The sequence below is a fragment of the Gemmatimonas sp. genome (assembly GCF_044345575.1).
Taxonomy (GTDB): Bacteria; Gemmatimonadota; Gemmatimonadetes; order Gemmatimonadales; family Gemmatimonadaceae; genus Gemmatimonas.
In genome coordinates this window covers 1-6,051 of the sequence record NZ_JBIJAW010000197.1, presented here as the reverse complement: position 1 = coordinate 6,051, position 6,051 = coordinate 1, and the positions used below count along the sequence as shown (strand labels likewise).

Here is a 6,051-nt window from a genome sequence, read left to right as displayed (position 1 = left end):
GCGTATCCCCTGGCCCGCACGTGGACCGTGGGCATCAACGCCGGATGGTGATCATGACCTCCCTCAAGACTCGCACCCGCACGCTGGCGCGCCTCGCTGCGCTCGCGGCCCTGACCGCCACCACCGCCTGCGACGGCATCCTGCAGACGGAGCCCGTCACGTCGCTACCGCAGGACCTGATGATTCAGGACGCGGCCACGGCGACCGCTTCGCTCAACGGCACGTATGACGCCCTGCAGAGCGGGAGCTACTACGGGCTGTCGGCGCTCCTCGTGGGCGATCTCGCGGCCGATAACGCCGTGTGGTCGGGCACCTTCCAGTATCTCGGGGAGATGCAGACCAACCGCATGCAGGCCGACAACGCGGAAGTCACCGCCCTCTGGACGGCGATCTACTCCAGTGTCAATCGCGCCAATCTGCTCATCGGCGTGGTGCCCACGGTGACCAGCATTCCCGAGGCGACCCGCTCCGACATCATGGGGCAGGCCTACTTCATCCGCGCACTCGGCTTCCACAACCTGGTGAAGTACTGGGGACCGGTTCCCATCCCCACCAAGGTCACCACCGGGCCCGACGAGTCGAAGGCCTACGTCCGCACGCCGGTGAATGACGTGTACACGCAGGTGCTGCGCGATCTCGACAGCGCACAGACACTCACCCGCAATACCACCAACACGCGCTACGCCACGCCCGTGGCCGCGCGCGCACTGCGGGCCCGTGTGCTCTTCTATCGCGCGGGACTCCCGGGCAACGGCAACAGCCAGGCCGACTATCAGGCGGCGCTAGATGCGGCCAACTCGGTGCTCGCCGGCCGCGACACGCTCGTGGTGCCGTATGCCGATCTCTTCTCGGCGGCGGGGAGCAACACCAGCGAGGACATTTTCCGCGTGGCCTTCAACGCCACGGAGACGAACGGCCTCAGCAACTACTACCTCTCGGTGGGTCGCGCCGAGGTGGCTCCCAGCGCCGGGCTCGACGCGGCGTATCCGGCGGGTGACATCCGCAAGGCCGTGAGCGTACGCCCGAGCGGCGTAACCGCGCGCCCGCTCAACGGCACCAAGTGGTCGGCGCGTCCGGGCACGGAGCACATCCACGTGATTCGCCTCGCCGAAGTGGTGCTCATCAAGGCGGAAGCGCTCGCGCGCCTCAACCGTCTCCCCGAGGCGGTGGCGCAGTACAACAAGGTGCGCGTCCGCGCCGGGTTGGCGCCGCACACGCTGGGCAATCAGGTCACCACGCAGGCTGATGTGATCAACCAGATCGAACTCGAGCGTCGTCTCGAACTCGCGCTCGAAGGCGATCGCTGGCCCGATCTCATCCGCCTCGGCAAGGTGGTGCAGGTGAAGGGGTTCCAGGACCGTCCGGGTCAGGCGCTCTTCCCCATTCCGCTGCGTGACATCCGCGTGTCACCGCAGCTCTCGCAGAACACGGGGTACTGAGCGGACGCACCGTTCGTGGACAAAAGACGGGGGTGGGAATCGGCAGACGCCGGCTCCCACCCCCGTTTGCCTTTGCCGCCATCGCGGCCACCGCGACGGCGGCCACCGCGACGGCGGCCACCGCGTGTTTCGCCGTTACGGCCGCGCGAGCACGCGCCCCGGACGCGCGTCGGTCACCGCCGTACCGTTCCACACCAGCGCGCCGTTCACCCACACGCGCTGGATACCGGTGGACAACGCGCGCGGCCGTTCGAAAGTGGCGCGGTCCGTCACGGTGGCCGGGTCGAAAAGCACGAGGTCGGCCTTCATCCCCGGCTTCACGGTGCCGCGATCGCGTAGCCCCAGTCGCGCCGCCGGCATGCCGGACATCTTGTGAATCGCTTCGGCCAGCGTCATCCACTGCTGCTCGCGCACGAGCGGCCCCAGCACACGTGGGAAGGTGCCGGCACCGCGCGGGTGATTATTCGCAATGCCGCCGTCGCTGGCCACCATCACCCACGGCTGCTTGTAGAACGTGCGCAGGTCTGCCTCGGTCATCGCGTGGCCGATCATTCCCGATTCCTCGTCGCCCTGAAACTGGATGTAGGCGTCGATGTCACTCACGCCCAGCAGGCGCGCGGCTTCGTCGAGCCGCTTGCCCACGAACTCCGGGTGCGCGCCCCAGCGGGTGATCTGCACGTTCTTCGCGCCGCCGATGTCATCGAGCCCGCGCCGCACGCTCGCCGAGTCGGTGTAGCGCTTGTTGGGAATGAGCACGCGCGGGGTCGATTGCCACGCGAGATACGGATAGGCATCGGCGGTGACATCCACGCCGCGCTTGCGCGCGGCTTCCACCATGGCCACGGCATCGTTGGCCTGCCCCCACACGCCCACGGTGCCGAGTTTGATGTGCGTGATCTGCACCGGCACTTTGCCCTGCTCACCGATGGTGATGGCCTCGCGCATGGCGTCCATGGCGAGATCGGCCTCGTCGCGGATGTGCGAGATGTAGATGCCGCCCTTGGCACCAGCGGCGCGCGCCATGGTGACCACTTCGTCGGTGGCCGAGTAGCTGCCGACTTCGTATTCCAGTCCGGAGCTGAGGCCGAAGGCGCCTTCGTTCATCGCCTGCGTGACGAGCGCGGCCATGCGCGCCACTTCGGCCGGCGTGGCCTGACGCTTGTAGTCGTAGCCGATGACCTCGCGGCGGATGGTGGCGTGTCCCGCGAAGGTGACCACGTTCACCGTGGGCGGCTTGGTGCGGAGGCGTTGCAGATACTCGCCCACCGGCCACGGGGAGCTGCCATCGGGCCCCACCGCCATGGTGGTGATCCCCTGCGACACCTGCGAGACCGCGGCGGGTTCGACTTCGATGCCCGACGACGAGTGGTTGTGCGTGTCGATGAAGCCCGGGGCCAGCACCATGCCGGTACCATCGATGACCGTCTCGCCCGGGCGCGGGGTGATGTCGCCCACTGCGGCGATGACGTCGCCCTGTACGCGGACACTGGCGCGTCGCAGCGGGGCGCCGGTGCCGTCGGCGATCTCTGCGCCGGTGATGACGAAGGAGGCGGGTTGACTGGCGGGTTGGCGAGGGGGCTGCTGAAAGGCCATCGCGGTGAGCCCGAGCGCGAGCAGGAGGGACGCGACGCGACGGACCGGTGGATTCGACAGAGGACGGGGCATGCGAGGAGGGGTAGGCGTTGGCCCTACCATACGGCCCGCGGAACCGTTCCCGCCAGTCGTGCGGCCGCGATGAGCGGCTAGAGCCCCAACGATTCCTTGAGTCGGTCAGTGGTGAGATGCTTCACCACGTCGAACGGTTCACACTCGCCGCTCGCCGACGTAAACGCGATCGGGCCCACAGACCGCGCCACCTCCAGTGCGGCGCGGTTGAGCACGGCCGACCGTTTGCCGATCCCCATGAGTGCGGCGCCCATCGCCATGCGTACCTGCTCCGACTCGGCGTGGATCGACTCACCGATCCGGGCCACGACCGAGAGAAAGAATGGTTCACTCGGGGCCTTCTTTCCCCTGAACTTCGACGCCTCGTACAGCAGCGTATAGCCACATGCGCGCCGCACGGCATCGTCGTGCCGTACCCATGCGTCGGCGAGCTCCACGACGAACGGCGTCTTGGCCAGCGTCGCATCGCACGAGGCGAACACATGTGCAAGCATTCCGCCGCCCAACTGTTCCACCTGTTGCTCTGCCTGTGCGCGAGTGATCTGCGCTGGATCATCGATCAGCAACGCCAGCACGCGCGCGTCGTACACATCGGTGCTCCAGAGCGCCTGCGACAGCGCCCGGTCACGACCAATCTTTTTCGCCATCGCACGCAGCCGAGTCAGGCCGATGCCATAGGTGCGCATGCCACCGGTGCGGGCACCGAGCTTCTCCCAATGGCGTATCCCGCGCTCGTCGCGTTCGGTGTCGAGCAGGGCGAGGACATCGGCGACGGTCATGAGGGACCTCGGGAGTGAGACTGAACGGCGGTGGTCAGCGCGACTCAGTGATGGGAAAATCAGGCAAGCGGTCGAGCGCTGTCGACTCGCCGCCTACCAGACGACGGCAACGCCGAGTGCGGCGAACGCACTGTCGTTCGTCACCACCGGCGCCTCGATGGACAGGGCCTGCGCGGCGATGAGGCGGTCGAACGGATCGCGGTGCGCGCCCGCGAGCTGGCCGGCGCGGATCGCCGATGCGGCATCGACATCCAGCAGACGAAAACCGTCGGCCTCCACCACGTACGCGAAGTCGTTGAGGATCGCCGGCGGTACGGTGAGCTTACCGAGGCGCACCTTGGTGGCGATCTCGAACGCGCTGGCGGCGCTCACGTACACCGGGCGCTGTGGTGCGTCCAACAGCAGCTGGCGCGCCACCGGCGAGAGGCGGGGGCTGTCGGCGTGCCAGAAGATGAACGTGACCGTATCGAGCAGCAGTGGCGTATCGGGGGCGATCATAGCCCCTCGGCGTCAGCGTCCTCGTCGGACATCGGCCCAAAGGCATCATCGCTGAAGCGGATCTCGCCCTTGAAGCGCCCCGGTGTCGGCACCGGCACGAAGGGGCGCAGCTCGGCCATGGGGTGCCCGTTCACGCTGATCACGTACCCCTCGCCCGACGCCGCCACCTCCCGCACCAGCGCCGCCAACTTGGCTTTGGCCTCGGAAATGGGAATGGTCGCCATATATGGTCAATCTATTCTGACCTAGAGTCATGGTCAAAACTATCCGGAGTTGGGTGTTCTTTCCGGCAGACCCGCCCTGCGGTATGATTTGGTATGACCAAGGCCGCCAAAATCGCCATCACCATCCCCCCGGAAGATCTCGCGGCGGCCGATGCTCTCGCCGCGAAGCTGGGGCGGTCGCGCAGTTGGGTGCTGAGCGAGGCGCTGCGGCGCTTCGTCACGCACGAGCAGCTCAGCCACGAACTCGATGCGTCACGTGCCGCCCAGCTGCGCCGTGACCTCGCGCTCACGGCCGAGGCGCGTATACGCGAAGCGGAGCGTCAGGCCGCCGAGATCGACGAAGCCGCACCCGTACGATTCGAGGAGCCACGCCGGTTCGCGAACTACGACGACTTCGTGGCATGGCGGCGTGCCCGTGCCGACAATGACTAAACCGAAACGGACTCCACCCACCCCTACCCTCCCCACCATGCGTCTCCCTCCCCACGCCTTCGCTCTCGTTGCCCTGCTGGCCACCGCACGCACCGCGTCTGCCCAGGAGCCGGCAGCGTGGCGCGACGGTCCCGTGTTCCACACGTTTTCCATCGCCGCGGTCGATCCGCGCACCGGCGAGGTAGGGGTGGCGGTTACCACGCGCGTGCCGTGCGTGGGCAATGGCGTGCCGTGGGTGCGAAAGGGAGTGGGTGCGGTGGCCACGCAGGCCAGCACCCGCACGGAGTACGGCACCGAACTGCTCGACGCGCTGGCCCGGGGTGAGGCACCCGATGCGGCGCTCAAGCGACTGCTCGCGGCCGACAGCGGCTTTCAGCAGCGCCAGGTCGGCGTGATTGCCGCAGACGGCCGCAGCGCGCAGTACACCGGCACCGGCCCCAATGCGTGGGCGGGACATCGCGCCGGCAAGAATTACGTGACGCAGGGGAACATCCTGGTGGGGCCGCAGGTCATCGAGGCGGTCGCGAAGCAGTTTGAAGCGAGCGAGGGTTCGCCGCAGCATCTGGCCGATCGCCTCATCGACGCACTTAACGCCGGCTTCGAGCTGGGCGGCGACAAGCGTCACGGGCTGCGCACGTCGGCGGCCGTCGTGGTGGCCGACCCGCGCCCGGGCATGTCGCGCCGCACCGACGGGCAGACGGTGAACATCAACATCTGCGAGCACGAGCAGCCGCTGGCGGAGCTGCGCCGCGTGTACGACGCCGTATCGCAGACGCTGGGCTATCGCACGCTGCAGCAGTATTCCGGCGGCGATGTGTATCAGCTCAAGGTGATGCTCAACGCGCTGGGCTACTACAAGGCCGGCGAGACGATGACGCCGCGCATGCCCGACGCCAATCTCTTCACTGCGGACGTCGTGGCGGCGGTCGACCGCTTTCGCACCAGCGAGGGGATGGGCACGCCGAGCATCGGCGGGTCACCGGCCGGGCTGGTGGACCCCGAAACGGTGCAGCG

7 protein-coding genes are annotated in these 6,051 nt (G+C 67.8%); 3 read left to right on the top strand and 4 right to left on the bottom strand.

What is annotated here, in order from left to right:
• Window positions 1–1,439 (top strand): RagB/SusD family nutrient uptake outer membrane protein (locus ACIQ6O_RS11475; RefSeq protein WP_396207926.1); only part of this gene is annotated, 1,439 nt, incomplete at its 5' end.
• A gap of 135 nt (window positions 1,440–1,574) precedes the next feature.
• Here the strand turns inward: ACIQ6O_RS11475 and ACIQ6O_RS11470 are convergent.
• The 4 genes from ACIQ6O_RS11470 to ACIQ6O_RS11455 all read right to left on the bottom strand — a co-directional run bounded on the left by ACIQ6O_RS11470 (window position 1,575) and on the right by ACIQ6O_RS11455 (window position 4,605).
• Window positions 1,575–3,104 (bottom strand): amidohydrolase family protein, encoded by a 1,530-nt coding sequence (locus ACIQ6O_RS11470; protein WP_396207925.1) that lies wholly within the window; start codon window positions 3,102–3,104, stop codon window positions 1,575–1,577.
• Between the two features lie 77 nt (window positions 3,105–3,181).
• Window positions 3,182–3,883 carry a DNA alkylation repair protein gene (locus tag ACIQ6O_RS11465; RefSeq protein ID WP_396207924.1) on the bottom strand — a complete coding sequence of 234 codons (702 nt, stop codon included), beginning with the start codon at window positions 3,881–3,883 and terminating at the stop codon, window positions 3,182–3,184.
• Window positions 3,884–3,976: 93 nt separating this feature from the next.
• Window positions 3,977–4,381, bottom strand: coding sequence for a type II toxin-antitoxin system VapC family toxin (locus ACIQ6O_RS11460; RefSeq protein ID WP_396207923.1), 405 nt, complete (start codon window positions 4,379–4,381; stop codon window positions 3,977–3,979).
• Window positions 4,378–4,605: a type II toxin-antitoxin system Phd/YefM family antitoxin gene (locus ACIQ6O_RS11455; RefSeq protein ID WP_396207922.1), complete on the bottom strand. Its 228-nt coding sequence runs from the start codon at window positions 4,603–4,605 to the stop codon at window positions 4,378–4,380. The genes ACIQ6O_RS11460 and ACIQ6O_RS11455 overlap by 4 nt, the downstream gene beginning before the upstream one ends.
• Before the next feature lie 93 nt (window positions 4,606–4,698).
• Between ACIQ6O_RS11455 and ACIQ6O_RS11450 the strand changes: the two genes are divergently transcribed.
• Together ACIQ6O_RS11450 and ACIQ6O_RS11445 are read left to right on the top strand one after the other, a co-directional pair.
• Complete coding sequence (locus ACIQ6O_RS11450) at window positions 4,699–5,037, top strand: ribbon-helix-helix protein, CopG family (protein ID WP_396207921.1); 339 nt, start codon at window positions 4,699–4,701, stop codon at window positions 5,035–5,037.
• 37 nt (window positions 5,038–5,074) lie between these two features.
• Window positions 5,075–6,051 (top strand): DUF1028 domain-containing protein (locus tag ACIQ6O_RS11445; protein ID WP_396207920.1); only part of this gene is annotated, 977 nt, incomplete at its 3' end.